Origin of the sequence: Mycobacterium kyogaense (assembly GCF_003254575.1) — a bacterium.
Taxonomy (GTDB): Bacteria; Actinomycetota; Actinomycetes; order Mycobacteriales; family Mycobacteriaceae; genus Mycobacterium; species Mycobacterium kyogaense.
In genome coordinates, this window is sequence record NZ_QJUA01000063.1 from 1 (window position 1) to 20,693 (window position 20,693).

Genomic DNA, 20,693 nt, shown 5'->3' on the forward strand with positions numbered 1-20,693 from the left:
GAGGCGGAGGGGGCGGCGGCGTCAGCACGCCGTTGAGTTCCCACAGCGGGTCCGAGCACCCCGTGACGTCGACGATCCTGCCGCTCACCGAGCCGCAGATCGCCTGCGCGGGCGCGGCCGGCACCAGCAGAGGGCCGACACCCACCGTCACCGCCGTCGCCACAAGCCAACCGATGCGCACGCACGCTCCTCCCAGTCCGATGAACCCCCGCGGGCCAGCGTCGATTGTGGCAGTCCCCACCCTGCCGCGCGGCCGAACGCGCCCAACCCCCCGCGCGGCACCGGCCTCCAGATTTGCCAGTATCGCCGGTTCGCGTAGCGCCACGGACCATCGACACAGCGCACGGGCACCGTCGCGACGGTGACCCCACGATCGCCTGCCGTAGCGGTCAAATGCACTCTCGAGCAAATACTCATTCGCGGGTCAACTCGCACAGATCTCCACGTCCAGCGATTTTTATCGTTTTCAAGTATTCAGCCAGCGAACTCATTGACGATGTCGTACATTTCCTGGGTGCGCACTCGGCGGCGCACAGTGTGCGTTCAGATCGCAGCCGCGGATCGCAGTTCGAGGGGAGTTGCGATCTGGACGCACACTAGGACTCCAGGGACCGCTCGCTGGTGAACTGACGCCGCCGTCCCGTAAACGGATCGTCGAACGCGATGCTGTGGGCGAGCAGACGCAGCGGAGTCGAGAAGTCGTCCTGCACCACGTCGATCACCTCGGGGTACAGCGGATCCCCGGTGATCGGCACTCCCAGCGACGCCATGTGCACCCGCAACTGGTGCGTACGGCCCGTGCGGGGAGACAGCCGGTAGAGCGCGCCCTCCCGCTCGATGCGCGTCTCGGCGTTGGGCTCTCCCTGTTCCTCCACCGCCTGCAGACAGCCGCGCCGCTTGACGATGCGGCTGCGCACCGTGATCGGCAACTCGGCGTCGGTCTCCGGCGCGTGCGCCAGGTACGTCTTGTCGACCTCTCCCCGCGCGAACAGCGTCTGATACGCACCGCGCACCTCGCGGCGCGTGGTGAACACCAGCACCCCGGCGGTCAGCCGGTCCAATCGGTGCGCAGGGCTCAGCTCGGGAAGATCCAGCTCCCGGCGCAGTCGGACCAGAGCGGTCTGCGCGACGTGCCCGCCGCGCGGCATCGTCGCCAGGAAATGCGGCTTGTCGGCGACGACGAGGTTGTCATCGGCGAACAGGATCGGGATGTCGAACGGAACGGGCACCTCGTCGGGCAGGTCCCGATACAGGAACACGTGCGCGCCGGGCGGCAGCACCGTCGACCCCGTCACCACGCTGCCGTCAGCGCAGAAAACCTCTCCAGCAAGCACTTTGGTCGCCGCCGCTTCGCCGAACCGGTCGGCCAACTCGACGAGCACCGCACCTCCCCGCAGTCGCACCCGGGCCGGGCCGAGCCCGTCGCGCACGGGAAGCGGTGCGGGGCGCCTCAATTCAGCGGGACCGGCTCGAGGATCTCGGCGCGAGCCTCCGGCGCAGCAGCGCGCAACGCGTCAGCGGACTCGTCATCGGGCTGCGTCTGCGACCGAACCTCGGCCTCCACCCGCGCCCGGTACGTCTCGACCTCGCGGTCGATGTCCTCGGCTGACCAATTCAGCACCGGTGCAACGATTTCGGCGACCTCGCGAGCGCACTCCACCCCGCGGTGCGGATACTCGATGGAGATCCGCATGCGCCGGGCGAGGATGTCCTCCAGGTGCAGAGCCCCTTCCGCGGCTGCGGCGTAGGCGGCCTCCACCTTGAGGTACACCGGGGCATCGGTGATCGGCTCGAGCAGCTCGGGCTTGCCGTCGGCCATCGACAGCACCTCGTCGATCAGTGAGCCGTACCGGTCGAGCAGATGCCGGACCCGGTACGGATGCAGGCCGTATCGCTTTCCCACACTCTGCGTTTGGTTCACCAGCGCGAAGTAGCCGTCGGCACCCATCAGCGGCACCTTCTCGGTGATGGACTTCGCCACCCGGGTGGGCACGAACTCCGCCGCGGCGTCGATGGCGTCCTCGGCCATCACCCGGTAGGTGGTGTACTTGCCGCCGGCGATCGCGACCAGACCCGGTGACGGCACCGCGACCGCGTGTTCGCGCGACAGCTTCGAGGTCTCTTCGCTCTCCCCGGCGAGCAGCGGGCGCAGCCCGGCATACACGCCGTCGATGTCGTCGTGAGTCAACGGGGTGGCCAGCACCGTGTTGACGGTGCCGAGGATGTAGTCGATGTCGGCCTTGGTGGCCGCCGGGTGCGCCAGGTCGAGGTTCCAGTCGGTGTCGGTGGTGCCGATGATCCAGTGCGTGCCCCACGGAATGACGAACAGTACGGACTTCTCGGTGCGCAGGATGATCGCGACCTCGCTGACGACGCGGTCCCGCGGCACCACGATGTGCACACCCTTGGACGCCCGCACGCGGAACCGGCCGCGCTGCTTGGACAGCGCCTGGATCTCGTCGGTCCACACCCCCGTCGCGTTGACCACGACGTGAGCGCGGACATCGGTGACCGAACCGTCCTCGGAGTCACGCACCCGGACACCGGTGACCCGGTCCCCCTCCCGTCGCAACGCGACCACCTGCGTCGACGTCCGCACCACCGCCCCGTAGTGCGCGGCGGTGCGCGCCACCATCATCGTGTGCCGCGCATCGTCGACGACGGTGTCGTAGTAGCGGATTCCACCGATCAGTGCACTGCGCTTGAGCCCCGGCGACAGCCGCAGCGCCCCGGCCCTGGTCAGATGCTTTTGGGCCGGAACGGATTTCGCGCCACCCAGGCTGTCGTAGAGGAAGATGCCGGCCGCGATGTAGGGCCGCTCCCACCAGCGGTTGGTCAACGGGAACAGGAACGGCAGCGGCTTGACCAGATGCGGCGCCAGCGTCGTCAGCGACAACTCCCGTTCGTGCAGCGCCTCCCGCACCAGACCGAACTCCAGCTGCTCGAGGTAGCGCAGCCCGCCGTGGAACATCTTGCTGCTGCGGCTGGAGGTGCCCGACGCGAAATCGCGGGCCTCGACGAGCGCCACCTTCAGTCCTCGCGTCGCGGCGTCCAGCGCAGCGCCCGCGCCCACGACTCCCCCGCCGATCACCACGACGTCGAACTGCTCGCTGCCGAGTTGCTGCCACGCCTGGGCACGCTGGTCAGGGCCGAGATCGTCCACCTGGTTGCTCACGTGCACCTTCCTTGTTACCGGTCAGTACGGAGTCCAGGGTACGTGGGATCAGTCCAGATCGTCGTGTGCCATCAACCGCCGCGCCGCCTCGACGATGGAACCCGACAGCGACGGATACACCGACAGCGTCTGCGCCAGGTCGGTCACCGAGATCCGGTTCTGCACAGCCAGCGCGATCGGCAGGATCAGCTCCGAGGCGATCGGCGCGACCACCACGCCACCGATGACGACCCCCGTGGCCGGCCGGCAGAAGATCTTGACGAAACCGTGCCGCAGCAGGGACATCTTCGCGCGGGCATTCGTGCTCAACGGGAGCGTCAGGGTGCGGGCGGGCACGCTGCCGTCGTCGATCGCGGACTGCGGGATGCCCACCGCGGCGATCTCGGGACGGGTGAACGTCGCCGACGCGACCGTCCGCAACCGGATCGGAGACACCCCTTCGCCCAGCGCGTGGTACATCGCGATCCGACCCTGCATCGCCGCGACCGACGCCAGCGGCAGCAATCCCGTGCAGTCCCCCGCGGCGTAGACCCCCGGCGCCGGCGTGCGCGAGACCCGGTCGACGGGAATGTAGCCGCCCGGCTTCAGCTCGACGCCGATACGGTCCAGACCCAGTCCTGCGGTGTTGGGCACCGAACCGACCGTCATCAACGCGTGGCTGCCCTCGACGACTCGCCCGTCGGCGATCGCGACCCGCACCCCCTTCTCAGTGCGCGTCACCGACTCCGCACGTGCGTTCTTGACCAGAGTCACGCCGCGCTCGTTGAACACCTCTTCCAGCACCGCCGCGGCGTCGGAATCCTCGTGGGGCAGGATCTGGTCGCGGCTCGCGACGACGGTGACCGTGACGCCGAGCTCGGTGTAGGCGTTGCAGAACTCCGCGCCGGTCACTCCGGAGCCGACGATGACGAGATGTTCAGGCAGCTCTTCGAGGTCGTAGACCTGCCGCCACGTCAGGATCCGGTCGCCGTCGGGCACCGCGTTCGGCAGGACCCGGGGGCTGGCGCCGGTGGCGATCAGCACGATGTCGGCCTTGAGCACGCCGACCTTGCCGTCGGGTGTGGTGACCTTCACGCGGTGGTGGGCCATGCCGGCGATGTCGTCTACCAGCTCGCCGCGGCCACCGATGATCGTCACACCCTGATTGAGCAGCTGACTGCCGATGTCGGCCGACTGAGAGGCGGCCAGCGTCTTCACGCGGTTGTTGATGTCGTGCAGTGAGATGGTCGCGTCGTCGATGCTGAGGTCGAAGCCCAGCCCCTGCGCGCGGCGCAACTCGGTGCGCACGCCCGTCGACGCGATCAGCGTCTTCGACGGCACGCAGTCGTAGAGCACGCAGCCGCCGCCGATGCCGTCGGAGTCGACGACCGTCACCTGGGCGACGTCGCGGCCACGACCCGCCGCGACCAATGCCGCCTCATAGCCTGCCGGTCCACCGCCGATGATCACGATCCGCGTTACCACGCCACCAACCTATTGCACACAGATACGTTTAAGCTTCTCGCGTGCCGCTCTACGCCGCCTATGGATCGAACATGCATCCCGAGCAGATGTTGCAGCGGGCTCCTCATTCGCCGATGGCGGGTACCGGCTGGCTGCACGGGTGGCGGCTCACCTTCGGTGGCGAGGACATCGGATGGGAAGGCGCCCTCGCCACGATCGTCGAGGATCCCGACTCCAAGGTCTTCGTGGTGCTCTACGACGTGACCAAAGAGGACGAGGAGAACCTCGACCGCTGGGAGGGTTCGGAGCTCGGCATCCACAAGAAGATCCGCTGCCGGGTGGAACGCACCTCATCGGACACCTCCACCGACCCGGCGCTGGCGTGGCTGTACGTGGTGGACGCCTGGGAGGGCGGCATCCCGTCGGCACGCTATCTCGGCGTGATGGCCGAGGCGGCCGAAATAGCGGGCGCACCAGCCGAATACGTCTACGATCTGCGCACCCGCCCGTCGAGCAACATCGGCCCGGGCCCCGGGGGCTAGTTTTCTTCGGCGAGACTGCGGGTTTGTGCGCCGACACGCCGCGTTCGATGGCATTGTGCGCGCGCTCACGCCGCACGAGCGCGCAGGAGGTGCCGTTCGATTCGGGTGATCATGTCGCGTTGTCGGTAGCGCACGTCGTCGAACACGATCGGCACCACAGTCCAGTCGACATCAGCGAGCGCGTTGGCACGCCGTCGGTCATCGATCATCGCCTCGGGCCCCGAATGCCATGCGACGCCGTCGTACTCCGCGGCGAGCTTGCATCCGGGCCAGGCGAAGTCCAGACGGCGCAGATCCCCGTTGCCGTCGACGATCTCGTACTGCAACTCCGGCACCGGCAGTCCCCCGTCGAGCATCGCCAGCCGCGCCTCGCTCTCCATCGGCGACTCCGCTCGAGAGTCCGCCAGCGCCAGCAGATCGCGCACCGCCACGATGCCGCGCCGGCCCTTCTGCTCGATCGCGGCACGCCACATGTCGGCGCGAGTGCAGGTGCCGCTGCGCAGCGCGGCGTCGAGCGTGGCGAGCGCCCTTGGACGCCTCAGGCCGCGCGCGACCTCGACCGCCGTCCAAGCCGGCGACGTCGCACGGCGACCATCAACCCTCACCAGCGGTGCGCCGTCGCGGCGATGCACGATCAGCCCCTCGGCGTCACGCAGCCCGCACCCCGGCGGGTCGAGCACATGGAGTTCGGCCGGTTGTTCGGTGTCGAAACCGAACATCGCGGCCGCGGTGGCGAGGCAGACGGCCACCGGGCGCCCGCACGATAGATCGAGCCCCCGGAGCCGGAGCGGATCAGTGGGCTCGCCGATGCAGTAGATTCCCTGCCAAAGGCGCTCCAGCACACCAGTATTGATGAGCTTCTCGAAGCGCCGACGCGTGAGGTGCTGCAGAATCTGGGCGCTGGTCGCCACGCCGCCCTGGGCTCCAAGGAGCGCGAAGAGATGCTCGTCCATGCGGACATGCTGGGTGCGGGCTCGGATGGTGCACCAGGGTCGCGAGGCATTCTGGGGATGGACGGGCAGTTGTGCACAGCTCGCGCGCCGCGAGCGCGCGCGGACTGCCAGCTGATGCGGCGAGTCGACGTACAGACGCGCACGCTCGCCGAACTAGGAGTTGGCGATGATGTTGGTCAGCAGTCGCACCCCGACACCGAGGGCACGCTCGTCGAGGTCGAACGTCGGCTGGTGCAGATCCAGCTGCGGGCCCTGACCGCTCCACACCCCGAGCCGCGCCATCGCACCCGGCACCTCCTCCAGATACCAGGAGAAGTCCTCTCCGCCACCGGATTGCCTGGTGTCGGCGAGCACATCGGGCCCGATGGCCTCGATCGCGTGGGTGAGGATGCGCGTGGACACCTCTTCGTTCACCACCGGCGGCACGCCGCGACGATAGTTCACCACATGCTCGATGCCCAGCGGCGCCAGCAGAGCCGAAATGGTCTCGGTGACAATGTCTTCCATACCGACCCAGGTTTCGCGGCTCGCGGTGCGGATGGTCCCTGCCAGCGTGCCGGTCTGCGGGATCGCGTTGGCGGCCACACCCGCGTTGACCGCCCCCCACACCATGACGGTGCTGTTGCGTGGATCGATGCGCCGCGACAGCACTCCCGGCAGACCGGTGATGAGCGTGCCGATGCCGTAGACCAGATCGCCCGTCAGATGCGGGCGCGACGTGTGCCCACCCGGCGAATGCAGCACCACCTCGAGCTGATCGGCCGCCGAGGTGATGGGGCCCGGCTTGACCGCGACCTTGCCGACCTCCAGGTGCGGATCACAGTGCAGTGCGTAGATTCTCGAGACCCCGTTCAGCGCACCCGCCGCGATCGCGTCGATCGCGCCGCCGGGCATCAGCTCCTCGGCAGCCTGGAAGACCAACCGCACCCCCACCGGCAGCTCCGGTGCCGACGCCATGGCCAACGCCGCACCCAGCAGCACCACCGTGTGCGCGTCGTGACCGCACGCGTGCGCGACACCGGGCACCAGCGACGCATACGGCGCGTCGGTGCGCTCGGTCATCGGCAGAGCGTCCATGTCGGCACGCAGCGCCACCCGCGGACCGTCGTCGGGACCGAAATCGCACGTCAAACCGGTGCCGCCGGGCAGTACCTTCGGGTTCAGCCCGGCATCGGCCAGGATCGATGCGACGAACTGTGTCGTCGCGAACTCCTGGCGACCCAGCTCCGGATGCATGTGCAGGTGCCGCCGCCACGTCACCAGATCGTCGTAGCGGGCCGACAGGAAGCGCGCCGCGGCGTGCGCCAACACGCTCATGCGGCCCTCCGATGCTGCAGATCGAGCACCCGGTCACGCTCACCGGCATCGGTGGCCAGCGCAACGACCGTGCGCGCCAACATGATCGCACCGTCGATCACCGCGGAGTCGGCGCTCGGCCCCGCCGCTGCCGCCGCGAAATCCGGCTGGTGGATCGACGCGCCACCGGCATCGATCCCGACGACTGGGTGGATACCGGGCATCACCTGCGTGACGTTGCCCATGTCCGTGCTACCCAACGGCACTGACGCCTCGACCTCCTCGGGAACCGGGGTGCGGCCCAACCGCAGCATCTCGGCGCGGATCACCGACGACAACCAGCGATCCGGTTTCAGCTCGGCGTACCCGGGAGCCGGCTCGCGCACCTCGTGCGAGCAGCCGGTGGCCACCGCACCTGCAGCGAAGCAGCCTGCCATGCGAGTCTCCAACTCCCGCAACGACTCCGAGTTCGTTGCGCGCATCGTGTAGGCCATCTCGGCGTGGGCCGGAATGACATTGGCCGCCTGGCCGCCGTCGGTGACGATGCCGTGACACATCTGGCCCGGCGCCAGCTGCTGACGCAACAGGCCGATCGCCACCTGGGCGACGGTCACCGCGTCGGCGGCGTTGACGCCGAGATACGGCGCGACCGCGGCGTGCGACTCCCGCCCGGTGTAGCGCACCACGACCTCGGAGAGCGCCAACGAGCGCGCCGCGGCGATGTCGATCGGACCGGGGTGCAGCATGACCGTCGCAGCGATGTCGTCGAACGCCCCGGCGTCGAGCATCAGCGCCTTGCCTCCGCCGGATTCCTCGGCGGGAGTGCCCAGCAGCACGACCGTCATGCCGAGCTCGTCAGCGACCTCCGCCAGGGCCAGCGCGGTACCGACCGCCGACGCCGCGATGATGTTGTGCCCGCAGGCGTGCCCGATGCCGGGCAGCGCGTCGTACTCGGCGCAGACCCCGACGACGAGGTCACCGCTGCCGTACACCGCGCGGAACGCGGTGTCGAGTCCCGCGACCGCTGTCGTCAGCTCGAAACCGCGCTCGACGACCAAGGCCTGGGTCTTGGCGCAGCTGCGGTGCTCGGCAAACGCCAGCTCGGGTTCGGCGTGGATCTGATGTGAGAGCTCCACCAAGTCCTGCCGGCGGCTGGCGATCACGTCGGCGACGGACGTGGCGGCGGCGGTGGGCATGCGGGCAAGTATCTCACTGCTGCGACACCCGCACTAAGCTGCCGGTCGTGGAGGATGCCGGGGCGGTCGCACAGCACGCTGCGCACGCTGTGGCGCAGCGCACCGGCATCGAACACCACGACGTCGCCGTCGTACTCGGCTCGGGGTGGGCGCCGGCCGCCGAGCAACTCGGCGAACCCACCGCCGTCGTCCCGATGGCCGAACTCCCCGGGTTCACCCCGCCCACCGCACAGGGCCACGGCGGCCAGGTCTTCTCACTCCACGTCGGCACGCACCGGGTGCTGGTGCTGCTCGGCCGGATCCACGCCTACGAGGGACACGATCTCCGCCACGTCGTGCACCCGGTCCGCACGGCATGCGCCGCAGGCGCACACACCGTCATCCTGACCAACGCGGCGGGCGGGCTGCGCCCCGAGTTCAGCGTGGGTCAGCCGGTGCTGATCAGCGACCACCTCAACCTGACCGCGCGCTCGCCGCTGGTCGGCGCGCAGTTCGTCGATCTCGTCGACGCCTATGCGCCCCGCCTGCGCGCGCTGGCCCGTGACATCGACCCGACCCTGGCCGAGGGCGTCTACGCGGGCCTGCCCGGACCGCACTACGAGACTCCGGCCGAGATCCGGATGCTGCGCACGCTGGGCGCGGACCTGGTCGGGATGTCGACGGTGCACGAGACCATCGCCGCGCGCGCGGCAGGCGCCGCAGTGCTCGGGGTGTCGCTGGTGACCAACCTGGCCGCCGGCATGACCGGGCAGCCGCTGAGCCACGACGAGGTACTCGAGGCCGGCCGTCAGTCCGCGACGCGGATGGGTTCTCTGCTCTCGGCGGTGATCTCCCGGCTCTGATCGCCGCCGAGACGCCGGCTCGCCCACACCACACCGCGGGCCATCAGCGGGGCTGCGAACAGCATCAGCAGAATCCGCACGACCTGGGCGGCGATCACGAAGGTCACGTTCGACCCGGTCTCGACGGCGGTCGCCAACACCGCGTAGACCCCGCCGGGGCTGGTCGCGAGATAGCCCTCCAGCGGCGTCAACCCGGTGAGGTGGGCCAGCAGCACACCCGAGCCGGCGGTCGCCACGCCGATCGCAACGATCAACGCGATCGCCGCAGGCAGCAGCCGACCGACCGCACGCAACGACGAACGGGTGAACGCCAGGCCCGCCTGCCAACCGATGAGCATGTAGCCGGCCTGCACCAGCACCATCGGCACCGACAGACCGAACGAGAACCCGCTGACCTCCAGAGCGACCGTCAGAGCCAACGGACCGAGCAGGCCGGCGCCGGGCAACCGGATGAGCCGCCCGACGGTTGCACCGGCGATCACCAACACGACGAGAATCGCCAGGCTCAGGTACCACGGCGCCTGGTCGGCGGAGACCCCGGCGCCGGCGTCGGCGCGGGACTTGTCGGCGTGGTAGATCAGCGTGACCACGACCGGCATCGACGCGGTGACCAGCCCGACGCGCAGGTACTGCACGACCGCGACGACGCGATCGTCACCACCCAGTTCGCGCGCGATGGCGACGAGGCCCGACGCGCCACCGGCGACGAGGGCCAGCGAGCCGGTCAGCGGGGTCACGTCACGGCGCAGTCCCAACAGGGCTCCGGCAATGACGCTGAGCAGCAGCGTGCCCACCGCGACTCCGACCACGACGGGCCAGTCACCGCCGAGGGTGCCGAGCGAATCCTGCTGCACCATCGTGCCGATGTAGACGCCGAGCACGCCCTGGGCGGCGACGCCGAGCCTACGGGGCACCCCGGCCGGGCCGGCCGAGGACAGCGCCAGCGCGATGCCGACGACGAGCGCGGCGAACAGCGCCGCCGACGGCACTCCGACCAGGGTGAGCGGGACGGTGACCGCCACCGTCGCCGCCAGCAGCACCGTCCACCTGAGCATCTGTTTCCACCACGTCATCGTGATGACAAGTATGCGCTTACTAATTCAAGATCTCAACGTGGATCTTTGAGGCGTGACTCGGACACTTTTGCAAGGTATAACTTGGTAATGGGTATCGAGGCGTCGGCAGCCACGGAGCTGCGGGAATCGATGATGGCGGTGACGCGGCAACTGCGGCGGCACCGGCCCGACAACGGGCTGACGTTGAGCCAGATGCAGCTGCTCGGCGAGGTCAGCCGCACTGGAGTGACCACACCGGCCGAGCTGGGTGTGCGCATGGGGGTCAAAGTGCAATCGCTCACCGACTCGCTCAACGAACTCGAGTCGCGGGCGCTGATCGCGCGCCGGCCCGACGCCGCCGACCGCCGACGCCAACTCGTCGAGATCACCCCCGACGGCTCCGTCCTGCTGGACGCCGACCGCGCCGAGCGCGACGCGTGGCTGCACACCACGATGCGCGAACGACTGTCCACCCTCGAGTTCGACCTGCTCATGCTCGTCGCCCCCATCCTGCGCAAACTGGCCGACGCCGAGGCGGGCACACTGACGTAAGTGACGTCCGACCTGTTCGCCGCCGTCCAGCAGTGGCTGGCCCACGATCCCGATCCTCACGCAGCCGCGGAACTGGCCGCCTGCAGCACCGAGGACCTGACCGAGCGCTTCGCCGCCGCACTGACATTCGGCACCGCGGGCCTGCGCGGGCCGATGCGCGCCGGGCCCAACGGGATGAACCTGGCCGTGGTGCTGCGTGCGACCTGGGCCCTGGGCACCGTCCTGACGCGGCACGGGCGGGGCGGCGAGCCGGTTATCATCGGCTACGACGCCCGCCACCATTCCGCGGAGTTCGCGCGCGGGGCAGCAGAAGTGCTTGCCGCGCAAGGATTTCCAGTGACACTGATGTTCGCGCCGGTGCCGACACCCGTCGTGGCGTTCACGGTTCGGCACACCGGGGCGGCGGCCGGGGTGCAGATCACCGCATCCCACAATCCGGCATCCGACAACGGCTACAAGGTCTACTTCGCCGGCGGACTCCAGATCGTCTCCCCCGTCGACACCGAGATCGAGGCTGCCATCGCTGTCGCGCCACCGGCCGACGAGATCCCACGGGGCGAGGTCACTCCGTCCGGAACCGAGTTCGTCACCCGCTACCTGGAACGGGCGTCGAGCGTTCGACGGGCGAGCGGATCGGTGCGCGTCGCGCTGACACCGATGCACGGCGTCGGCGGCGACTACGCACTCGACGCGCTGGCACTGGCCGGCCTCTCCGACGTCGCGGTCGTCGAGGCGCAGTTCGCACCCGATCCGGACTTTCCCACCGTCGCCTTCCCGAATCCCGAAGAACCCGGGGCGACCGATCGCCTGCTGTCGCTGGCCGCAGACATCGACGCGGACATCGCGATCGCGCTGGACCCCGACGCCGACCGATGCGCGATCGGCGTACCCACATCGAGCGGCTGGCGGATGCTCTCGGGTGACGAAACCGGTTGGCTCCTCGGCGATTACCTACTCTCCGACGCAGATGCCGGGAGCGCGGTCGTGGCCAGCACCGTGGTGTCGTCGCGGATGCTGGCGCGCATCGCCGCCGGATACGGCGCGCACCACGTCGAGACGCTGACCGGCTTCAAATGGCTCGCCCGCGCCGACGAGGGGCTCGATGCGACGCTGCTGTACGCCTACGAGGAGGCGATCGGCCACTGCGTGGATCCGGCTGCGGTGCGCGACAAAGACGGCATCAGCGCCGCGGTGCTGGCCTGCGACATGGTGGCCGCCCTGCGGGCGCGCGGACTGTCCGTGACCGACGCCCTCGACGAGCTGGCGCGCCGCCACGGCGTGCACACCACCACGGCCATCACCCGTCGCATCGGATCACCTTCTGCAGCAGCAGAACTGATGGCAGAGATCCGGTCTCGACCACCACAGCGGTTGGCCTCCTACCCCGTCGAGACCATCGACCTCGCGCCGCGCACCGACGCGCTGGTGTGCACAGGCGGTGACACTGCGACGTCGGTCCGCGTCGTGATCCGCCCCTCCGGCACCGAACCGAAACTCAAGTGCTACCTCGAAGTTCGGTGCGACGGTGACCTCGAGACGGCGCGGACCCGGGCCGCGCAGCTGCAGGTCACGCTCGCCGAGCAGGTCCGCGAACTGACTCAGCGCGGGCCGAACTGACGATCGCCGGCATCGCCCAGGCCAGGCACGATATAGGCGACGTCGTTGAGGCCTGCGTCGATGCTGGCGGTGAACAGCTTGATCTGCGGCGCCGCTTCCTCCAGTGCCGCAACGCCTTCCGGTGCACACACCACGCACAGCGCGGTGATGTCGACAGCACCTCTGGCGAAGAGCAGTTCGAGCGTGTGCACCATCGAGCCGCCCGTCGCAAGCATCGGGTCCAACACGATGACCGGCCGGGCGCTCAGATCGTCGGGGAGCGACTCCAGGTACGGCGTGGGCTGGTGGGTCTCCTCGTCGCGGGCCATCCCGACGAAGCCGACCTGGGCCTCGGGGATCAGCGCGTGCGCCTGATCGACCATCCCGAGGCCGGCACGCAGTACCGGCACCAGCAGCGGCGGATTGGCCAACCGCGCACCGGCCGTCTCGGCCATCGGGGTCCGCACCGGGATGGTCTCGACCGGCGACTCGCGCGTCGCCTCGTAGACGAGCATCAGCGTCAGGTCCCGCAGCGCGGCGCGAAACGCCGCGTTGTCGGTGCGCTCGTCACGCAGGGTGGTCAGCCGCGCCGCGGCCAGCGGGTGGTCGACAACGCGCACATCCATGAGAGTGGACCTTAATGGGAACCGGGTGAGCTTTCCCGGCGTCTAACTGTCTGTGTTCGCTCGTCTGTCCGTCGACACCCACGCCGTCCGCGCCTATGGCCGCACCTCCGACGCGCATGCCGCCCTGCTGCACGGCGCTGCCGCGCACCTCACCGGCGCAGCCAGCGGCGCCGCCGACTACGGGCCGGTCGGCGCGCGCTTCCTCGCCGCCCTGCACCGGGCAGCGGAGGAGGACGCGGGCGCACTCACCGTTCTCGGCGCAGCGCTCGCGGGTGCCCACGCCGCCGCCGGCGCGGTCGCGCAGTCCTACGACGCGGCAGACGCCGATGCTGCGCGCCGGATACCACTCGGATGACCAGCGGGCTGGTCAGCGCCCTCGCGGCGCCGCTGCGCCGGGTGCAGGCGCTCGTGGGGCCGGGCTGGTCGGGGGAACCGGCCGGCGACCCGGCGGCGGTGTTGAGCGGAGTCCGCGACACCCTGACCGACGTGGCCGACGCCGCGTCGCAGGCGTGGCGTGAGGCGGATGCGGACTGGTCGGGCTCGGGTGCGGACGCCGCGGCGGAGTTCGCGGCGACGACGACCGCGGCGATCGATAGCGCCGCGGAGCGGGCCGGGCGATTGGGCTCGGTCGCGCGCGACGCCGCCGGGGCCGTGGCGGCTGCCCACCGCCGACTCGCCGACATCGTCGAGGAGTTCGAGGCGAAGGCGGCCGCGCTCGAGCCGCGGCTCGACGAACCCGGGGTGGCCAAGCAGTTGCTCACCGAGGCGCGCGATGCGTTGGGCCGGGCGATCGCCGTGGTCGAGGAGCTTCTCGCCGAGCTCGATCGGCACGCCACTGCGGTCGAGACCAGGCCGCCGCCCGCGGCCACCCATACGGCGGGCTGGCCCGGCGCCGGCTCGGGCGGACTGTCCGGAGGCGGGTACGGCGGTTCAGGCGGGGGCTTTCCGGGCGGCTTCTCGGGCGGCGGCATGGGCGGCGGCCCCAGCGCTGCGCCTGCGGCTTTCACCGCGGCCGAGACGCCGATGGACACCCCTGAGGCGGCGAGTTTCGGCGAGGGGGTGGCGATACGCCTGCCCGACGGCACGGTGGTGATGGCGCCCAACGCGGTGGCAGCCAGCGCCGTCCGCCATGCGCTGACCCAGCTCGGCGTCCCGTATCAGTGGGGCGGCACCACGCCGGGGCAGGGCCTGGACTGCAGCGGTCTGACGCAGTGGGCGTATCACCAAGCGGGGCTGGATCTTCCGCGGCTGGCCCAGGAGCAGGACGTCGGCCGCGCAGTGGCGCCGGGCTCCCTGATGCCCGGAGATCTCGCGGTCTGGGACGGTCATGTCGCGATGATCGTCGGAGACGGCACCATGATCGAGGCGGGCGACCCCGTGAAGCTCTCCCCGATCAGGACGTCGAACGCCGGTCAGGGCTTTCAGGGGTTCTGGCGGCCGACGGCATAGGCGGCCTACCGCAACGCACCCACGTACTGGCGAGCCAGATCGTCGACCCAGCTCTCAGCGACGATCGGGTCGTCGGGCGGGGCCGCCACCACGACGAGTTCGTCGATGCCGATGTCGGCCAACGCGACCAGATCCTCCGGCCTCGACTCTTTCAGGGAAACGGACAATTTCACGTCACCGAAGTCTCGGCCCACGCGGCGGCACATACGCCGCAGCACGGAGACCCGCTCGGCGACCTCCTCGACGTCGGCGAGATCGAACCCGTACCAGCCGTCCCCCCACTCAGCCACACGTTGCAAAGCACTGTCGGAGTTCCCACCACAGATCACCGGGATCGTGCGCCGGTACGGCTTCGGGTTCACGCGCACGCCCTCGAAGGACACGAACTCACCGGTGAAAGTGGCCACGTCGTCTCGCCACAACGTGCGCATCGCTGCGACATACTCCTCGGTGCGCTGGGCGCGGCGCTCGAACGGCACCCCCAACGCCTCGAACTCATCCTTCGACCACCCCACGCCGACGCCCAGAGAGAGCCGTCGACCACCGGACAGGCGGTCCAGCGAGGCCGCGCTCTTGGCCGTGATGACCGGGTTGTGCTCCGGCAGCAGCAACACGCCTGTCGCCAACCCGATCCGGTTGGTGGCGGCCGCGGCGAAGCTCAGTGCGATGAAGGGGTCGAGCCAGTCGGCGTCCGGCGGGATCGCGATCCGGCCGTCGGCACTGTAGGGGTATCGCGATGACGGCTCGTCGACCATGACGACGTGCTCGCCGATCCACAAGGTGGCGAAGCCGGATCGTTCGGCAGCGGCAGCGACGGCGTCGATCACAGGTCGGGACGCTCCCGCGCCGATGCCCAGACCGTGCAATCCGAGGCTGACCACCCGCCCATCCTGGCAGCGCCGACCACTGCTCCCAGCGTCGATCCGGTTGCGATCCGCTAACGACCCGAGGCCGGCGACTCCGTGACCCTCCCGTCGCGTGGGTCGGTACACGTCGTAGTCCCCGCCGGGGAACACCAGAACCAGTCCGCCGGCGCCAAGGGCCTCGGCCGCATGTGCTGCCGTGGCCCGGATGACACCGGTGCGCTCGAAGAAGCCGCCCACCGGCCCCCGAAAGAAGTTGTCGTGCGCCAGCACGTAGAGCGGCCGGTCGTATCCCCACGTGCGGTAGTAGTCGACCGCGAACACGGACAGGTCGACGGTCACCAGACCGCCCGAGTGATTGGCCACCAGCAGGGGCGGGCCCGGTCGGGATGTTCTCCAATCCCATGACTTCAGACCGGAAATAGGCCTTGACGAACGGACGCGTCGCATCGACGACGCGTCGGGTCAGGTTCGCGTCCCACCTCTCGACCACCGACGTCTTCTCGCCCATGCGTCACTCCACTCGACGCGCCGATGGTACGTCCGACGGGATGTCCAAAGACCCTAGTTGTGACGATCGTTCGAGTGGATTCTCAATGGGCACAATGAATTCGACCCAGGAGCGTGTGATGACCAACACCACCGAGAAGGCCACCGCAGAGCGGCGCGACCCCGCCGTGGGCACCGCCCACACGGTGGTGGAGCGTGCGGCCGGACTCTCGGACGAGGTGCTCACATCGGTCGAGGCCGGCCAGCGCGCCGCCATCGACGCAGTGCGCACGTTCGTCGACACCGTCGATGAAGCGTTCCCTCCGAAAGGGGACCATCACTCGCGGCGGGAGACCGTGATCGACGCCGCCTTGGACATGGCAGACCGATTGGTCACCACGCAGTACAAGTTCCTGCGCAGCGTCGTCCGCAGCGCGGACCGATCGCTCCGCAGATCCGACGAGACAGATCAGTCGTAGAGTTCGGCGAGGGCGTCGGCGAACGTCTTCACGATGACGTTCCGCTTGGCCTTCAGGCTGGGAGTGAGATCACCTGCAGCGACTGACAATTCGCGATCCAAAATCGCGAATCGCTTGATCTGCTCCCAGCGATTCAACTGCTCGTTGAGCGTCTCGACATAGCCGCCGATCAACTCCCGCGTCGCCTCGTGCTGCGCGATCCCGGCGAATGACGCGTCCGCCAGGTCATTGCGTGCCGCCCACTCCGTGATCGCCTCGCTGTCCAAACTCACCAGCGCCACACAGTACGGCCGCCCTTCGCCGTAGACGATCATCTCGCTGGCGTATGGGCAGACCGCTTTGAACGCCGCCGCGATCGCCGACGGCGCGACGTACTTGCCCTGCGAGGTCTTGAAGAGGTCCTTCTTGCGGTCGGTGATGCGCAGGAAGCCGTCGACGTCGACGGTGCCGATGTCACCCGTGGAGAACCAACCGTCCGCGTCCAGCGCCTCGGCCGTGGCGGCGGGCAAGTTGTGATAGCCGGTCATGACACCCGGGCTGCGCACCAGGATCTCCCCGTCGTCGGCGATCCTGATCTCGGTACCGGGGAACGGCAACCCGACAGTGCCGAACCGGTAGGCGTCAGGACGGTTGATGACCGACGCGGCGGCCGTCTCGGTCAGTCCATACCCCTCGAGCACGATGATGCCGATCGCGTCGAACCAGCGCGCGATGTCGCAGTCCAGCGGCGCGGCGGCGGAGACGAAGAACCGCAACCGCCCGCCGAACCGTGCCCTGATGGTCGAGAACACCAACCGGTCGGCGACGGCATGCTGCACCGCCAGCAGGGGCGGCAGCGCCCGGCCGCTTTCCCTGACGTGCGACGCCCGGATGCCGACCTGCACGGCCCAGTCGAAGATGCGTTTCTTGACGCCACCTTCCTCGACCATCATGTTCTGAATCCGCGCGTGCGCCTTCTCGAAGATGCGCGGTGCGGCGGCCATGAACGTCGGATGCAGATCCGCCAGGTTGTCCACGATCCTGTCGACCCGACCGTCGATGGCCGTCGGGAACCCGACCACCGCCGACAGCGCGAGCGTCACCTTGCCGAACGCGTGAGCCAGCGGCAACCACAGGAAGTGGAGGTCATCGGCGTGCACGATTCCCAGCGCGTCGATGGCCGCGGCGGTGTACGTCCAGGCCCGGTGCGGTAGTCGCACGCCCTTGGGCCGGCCGGTGGTCCCCGAGGTGTAGATGATGCTGGCCAGATGGTCAGGGCGGATGGCCTCGATGCGACGCTCCACGATGTCGCGCGAGGTCGAGAGCAACTGCCTGCCGAGCGACTCGAGTTCGTCGAGAGTGATCACGACATCACCGTCGCCCCGACCATCGATGACGACGATGTTCTGCAGGTCGGGCAGATCCCCACGGTGGGCGAGCACCTTGTCGACTTGCGCTTGATCCTCGGCGACGACGACGCGGCTCCCGGAATCGGCCAGGATGAACGCGACGTCACGGGCGTGGGTCGTCGGATACAGGGTGGTCGTGGCGGCGCCGGCGCACAGCACCGCGAAATCGAGCAGCACCCACTCGTAGCGCGTGGACGACGCCAGCCCCACCCTGTCCCCGGGGGCGATGCCCACCGCGATCAGACCGGCGGCGATGGCATCGACCCGCCGAGCCACCTGTTGCCAGGTGACGCTCGCCCAGCCGCCGCTGTCCCGGAACCGAAATGCGACGGCCTCTTCAGTTGCGGCGACGCGCTCACGAAACAGCACCGCGACGGACGACGCGTGGTCGTCGATCGTGCCGATGACGGCGGAGCCCGGCCTCACCACGTGCTGAACATAGATACGAGACCTGGCGGTCCCATAGAGGACAAAGCCACCGCTGCAGGGCGTGTCGTTAGGCTGTGCCGCATGGCTGCAGACATCGTGCCGATCGGGCTGAGCTTGACCAAGGGCGACGTGTACACGCTGTGGGCACCGCGGTGGCGCGCCGACGGGGACGAGTGGGAGGCGTTCCTCGGTAAGGACGAGGACCTCTACGTGCTCGATTCCGTGGCTGACCTGGCGGCGTTCGTGCGGACCAACGCCGACAACGACCTGAACGATCACCCGGCGTGGGAGAAGCTGACCACCGCGAACGCGCACACGCTGGTTCCCGACGAGGAGCACACCTACGACCTCGCCGGGTTCGAGGAGATCCTGTCGAACAAGCCGACCGAAGACAGCGTGCGCACCCTGCACCGCGCCCTGTCGGTCGTGTCGTCGATCGGGTCGGTGTGCGAACTGCCCGCGGTGACGAAGTTCTTCAACGGCAACCCGATCCTGGGCACCGTCGGCGGCGGCGCCGAGGCGTACGCGGGCCGGGCCGGGCGCAAGCGCTGGGCCGAGATCGAGAAGATCATCAACCGGGGCTGGGATGCGGTCATCGAGTCGATCGACGAGATCATCACCAAGCCCGAGGTCGACAGCGCGGCGGTCGAGAAGGCACAGGCGGAACTCGACGGGCCGGCACCGGAGCCCGAAGAGGACGACGTCGTCATCGACGACATCGTCGACACGGAAGAGGAAGCCGACGAGCTCGCCGCCGCGGCCGAGGACAAGGTGCTGGGCAGCGACGAGGACTTCTGGGCGCGGGTCGGCATCGATCCGGTCCGGATCATGACCAGCGGCGGCACCTTCTTCACGCTGCGCTGCTACCTCGACGATCGGCCGATCTTCCTGGGCCGCAACGGCCGCATCAGCGTGTTCGGATCGGAGCGGTCACTGGCTCGCTACCTCGCCGACGAACACGACCACGACCTGTCCGATCTGGCGACCTACGACGACATCCGCACCGCGGCCACCGACGGCTCGCTGCGCGTCGAGGTGACCGACGACAACATCTACGTGCTGTCGGGGATCGTCGACGATCTCGCCGAAGGGCCCGACGCGCTCGACCACGATCAGCTCGAGCTGGTCGTCGAGCTGCTGCGTGACATCGCCGACTACGCCGAGGACACCAGCGTCGCGGCCAAGCTCGACAAGGACACGGCGCTGGGCCGCCTGATCGCCTACTCGCTGGAGCCGGGTTCGGTGTCGCGGCCGAACGCGCCGTACGCCGAGGCGGTCACGCAATGGGAGTCGCTGGAGCGCTTCGTGGAGTCACGCCTGCGCTCGGAGTGACGTCCGCAGTACCTCCGCGAACGCCGCCGGATCGGTGAGGAAGCCGACGTGCCCGCCGGGGAAGGTCTGTGCGCCGACGCCGAGCGCATCGGCGAGCGCCGAGGACGTCGCGGAGGTGAGCAACGGCGCCGAGTCGGCGCCGATCCCGACGACGATCCGCCCCGGTGCCGCGCGCAAGGCCGCGATGTCGGGCCGGTATCCGGTGGTGGCCCGCAGGTCGTGGTCGAAGAACCGGGCCGCGTGGCGCCGCTCCTCGTCACTCGGCGGCGGGGCATCGCCGCCGCCCTCGGGCGGCTCGAACCCTGCGTTGACCATGAAGGCGCGCCACGCGGCGTGGACGCCGTCGGCGTGGAAGGTCTCGATCACACGCTCGGTGTCGGCGCGGCGGGTCTCGGCATCATCGAGCATCTCGATCAGCGGCGGCTCGTGGGCGACGAGCGTCCTCACGCGCTGCGGCCACCCCGTCATCAGTGCCAGCCCCGTGACGGCCCCGCCGCTGGAACCGAACACGTCGGCGGTGTCCGCTCCCCTGTCGTCGAGGATCGCGATGACGTCTCGAGCGCGCAGGTCGACGGTCGACGGCTGATCGGCGTCGTCGATCGTGCTGTCGCCGTATCCGCGCGGGTCGAGGGTGATGACGGTGTGGTCGTCGGCCATGGCGTCGGCGAGCTGCTGGAATTCGCCGGCCCCCATCGGCGACCCGACCAGGACCAGCAGCGGTCCGCTGCCACGGAGTTCGTAGTGCAGGACGGCGCCGGGGACTGTCAGCTCATGGGTGCTCATGGTGGATTCGACTCCGCACGCGCGCTCAAATCATCGCTGAGGGTGCGATTTCGGCGTGATAGCCGTCGGTGAGCGACGTGTTCTGTTCGGGGACATCGCTGACAGTTGTATGTCTCGGGACATCGCTGACACCTGAGTAGGGCTGGACCAGCATGGTTCATGGCCCAGAAGGTGACGGCGATGGATATCCGGATGGCGGCTGCCC

At 69.2% G+C, this 20,693-nt stretch carries 19 protein-coding genes and 1 pseudogene; 8 read left to right on the forward strand and 12 right to left on the reverse strand.

The genetic code is table 11. The annotated features are described in order from the left end of the window. From DMB80_RS28735 to DMB80_RS26000, 4 genes and pseudogenes are all read right to left on the reverse strand, one after another. Positions 1 to 181, reverse strand: a pseudogene (locus DMB80_RS28735) (RNA-binding protein); the annotation flags it as partial. A 415-nt stretch (positions 182 to 596) separates the two neighbouring features. Beyond that, on the reverse strand, positions 597 to 1,454 hold the full coding sequence (locus DMB80_RS25990) for a pseudouridine synthase (protein ID WP_111512475.1): 858 nt from the start codon (positions 1,452 to 1,454) through the stop codon (positions 597 to 599). Next, the gene (glpD, locus tag DMB80_RS25995; protein ID WP_240431396.1) at positions 1,451 to 3,175 is read right to left on the reverse strand and encodes a glycerol-3-phosphate dehydrogenase; all 1,725 of its coding nucleotides are present in this window, start codon (positions 3,173 to 3,175) and stop codon (positions 1,451 to 1,453) included. Before glpD ends, DMB80_RS25990 begins: the two co-directional genes overlap by 4 nt. A 48-nt stretch (positions 3,176 to 3,223) precedes the next feature. Continuing rightward, positions 3,224 to 4,639 (reverse strand): NAD(P)H-quinone dehydrogenase, encoded by a 1,416-nt coding sequence (locus DMB80_RS26000; protein WP_111512477.1) that lies wholly within the window; start codon positions 4,637 to 4,639, stop codon positions 3,224 to 3,226. Positions 4,640 to 4,680: 41 nt separating this feature from the next. Between DMB80_RS26000 and DMB80_RS26005 the strand changes: the two genes are divergently transcribed. Next, on the forward strand, positions 4,681 to 5,160 hold the full coding sequence (locus DMB80_RS26005; protein WP_046366355.1) for a gamma-glutamylcyclotransferase family protein: 480 nt from the start codon (positions 4,681 to 4,683) through the stop codon (positions 5,158 to 5,160). Between the two features lie 65 nt (positions 5,161 to 5,225). On the opposite strand, the gene DMB80_RS26010 is transcribed toward DMB80_RS26005, so the two are convergent. From DMB80_RS26010 to DMB80_RS26020, 3 genes are all read right to left on the reverse strand, one after another. Beyond that, on the reverse strand, positions 5,226 to 6,113 hold the full coding sequence (locus DMB80_RS26010; protein WP_111512478.1) for a PDDEXK family nuclease: 888 nt from the start codon (positions 6,111 to 6,113) through the stop codon (positions 5,226 to 5,228). A gap of 153 nt (positions 6,114 to 6,266) precedes the next feature. Further along, positions 6,267 to 7,430 (reverse strand): amidohydrolase, encoded by a 1,164-nt coding sequence (locus DMB80_RS26015; RefSeq protein ID WP_111512479.1) that lies wholly within the window; start codon positions 7,428 to 7,430, stop codon positions 6,267 to 6,269. Further along, entirely contained in the window at positions 7,427 to 8,605 is a 1,179-nt protein-coding gene (locus tag DMB80_RS26020; protein WP_111512480.1) for a M20 family metallopeptidase, read from the reverse strand. The genes DMB80_RS26015 and DMB80_RS26020 overlap by 4 nt, the downstream gene beginning before the upstream one ends. Positions 8,606 to 8,652: 47 nt before the next feature. On the opposite strand from DMB80_RS26020, the gene DMB80_RS26025 reads away from it, so the two are divergent. Continuing rightward, positions 8,653 to 9,447, forward strand: a complete 795-nt coding sequence (locus tag DMB80_RS26025; protein ID WP_111512481.1) for a purine-nucleoside phosphorylase — start codon at positions 8,653 to 8,655, stop codon at positions 9,445 to 9,447. On the opposite strand, the gene DMB80_RS26030 is transcribed toward DMB80_RS26025, so the two are convergent. After that, entirely contained in the window at positions 9,393 to 10,520 is a 1,128-nt protein-coding gene (locus DMB80_RS26030) for an AbrB family transcriptional regulator (RefSeq protein WP_111512482.1), read from the reverse strand. The two genes, DMB80_RS26025 and DMB80_RS26030, sit on opposite strands and share 55 nt — an antisense overlap. Positions 10,521 to 10,610: 90 nt before the next feature. Between DMB80_RS26030 and DMB80_RS26035 the strand changes: the two genes are divergently transcribed. Beyond that, positions 10,611 to 11,054, forward strand: coding sequence for a MarR family winged helix-turn-helix transcriptional regulator (locus tag DMB80_RS26035; RefSeq protein ID WP_111512483.1), 444 nt, complete (start codon positions 10,611 to 10,613; stop codon positions 11,052 to 11,054). Next, the gene (locus DMB80_RS26040; protein ID WP_240431397.1) at positions 11,055 to 12,671 is read left to right on the forward strand and encodes a phospho-sugar mutase; all 1,617 of its coding nucleotides are present in this window, start codon (positions 11,055 to 11,057) and stop codon (positions 12,669 to 12,671) included. On the opposite strand, the gene upp is transcribed toward DMB80_RS26040, so the two are convergent. Beyond that, a complete protein-coding gene (gene upp, locus DMB80_RS26045; RefSeq protein ID WP_111512484.1) occupies positions 12,653 to 13,276 on the reverse strand; it encodes a uracil phosphoribosyltransferase in 624 nt (207 codons plus the stop codon). The two genes, DMB80_RS26040 and upp, sit on opposite strands and share 19 nt — an antisense overlap. 52 nt (positions 13,277 to 13,328) lie before the next feature. On the opposite strand from upp, the gene DMB80_RS26050 reads away from it, so the two are divergent. Both DMB80_RS26050 and DMB80_RS26055 read left to right on the forward strand, forming a co-directional pair. After that, entirely contained in the window at positions 13,329 to 13,631 is a 303-nt protein-coding gene (locus tag DMB80_RS26050; RefSeq protein ID WP_111512485.1) for a type VII secretion target, read from the forward strand. Continuing rightward, complete coding sequence (locus tag DMB80_RS26055; RefSeq protein WP_111512486.1) at positions 13,628 to 14,725, forward strand: C40 family peptidase; 1,098 nt, start codon at positions 13,628 to 13,630, stop codon at positions 14,723 to 14,725. Before DMB80_RS26050 ends, DMB80_RS26055 begins: the two co-directional genes overlap by 4 nt. 5 nt (positions 14,726 to 14,730) lie before the next feature. On the opposite strand, the gene DMB80_RS26060 is transcribed toward DMB80_RS26055, so the two are convergent. Beyond that, positions 14,731 to 15,606 (reverse strand): LLM class F420-dependent oxidoreductase, encoded by an 876-nt coding sequence (locus tag DMB80_RS26060; RefSeq protein WP_240431400.1) that lies wholly within the window; start codon positions 15,604 to 15,606, stop codon positions 14,731 to 14,733. 611 nt (positions 15,607 to 16,217) lie between these two features. Between DMB80_RS26060 and DMB80_RS26065 the strand changes: the two genes are divergently transcribed. Then, a complete protein-coding gene (locus DMB80_RS26065) occupies positions 16,218 to 16,556 on the forward strand; it encodes a hypothetical protein (RefSeq protein ID WP_240431398.1) in 339 nt (112 codons plus the stop codon). Here the strand turns inward: DMB80_RS26065 and DMB80_RS26070 are convergent. Then, the gene (locus DMB80_RS26070; RefSeq protein ID WP_111512488.1) at positions 16,547 to 18,373 is read right to left on the reverse strand and encodes an AMP-dependent synthetase/ligase; all 1,827 of its coding nucleotides are present in this window, start codon (positions 18,371 to 18,373) and stop codon (positions 16,547 to 16,549) included. The two genes, DMB80_RS26065 and DMB80_RS26070, sit on opposite strands and share 10 nt — an antisense overlap. Before the next feature lie 81 nt (positions 18,374 to 18,454). Here DMB80_RS26070 and satS point away from each other — a divergent pair, with 81 nt between their 5' ends. After that, a complete protein-coding gene (satS, locus tag DMB80_RS26075) occupies positions 18,455 to 19,705 on the forward strand; it encodes a protein export chaperone SatS (RefSeq protein ID WP_111512489.1) in 1,251 nt (416 codons plus the stop codon). On the opposite strand, the gene DMB80_RS26080 is transcribed toward satS, so the two are convergent. Beyond that, on the reverse strand, positions 19,685 to 20,488 hold the full coding sequence (locus tag DMB80_RS26080; RefSeq protein WP_111512490.1) for an alpha/beta fold hydrolase: 804 nt from the start codon (positions 20,486 to 20,488) through the stop codon (positions 19,685 to 19,687). The two genes, satS and DMB80_RS26080, sit on opposite strands and share 21 nt — an antisense overlap. Between the last annotated feature and the right edge of the window lie 205 nt (positions 20,489 to 20,693).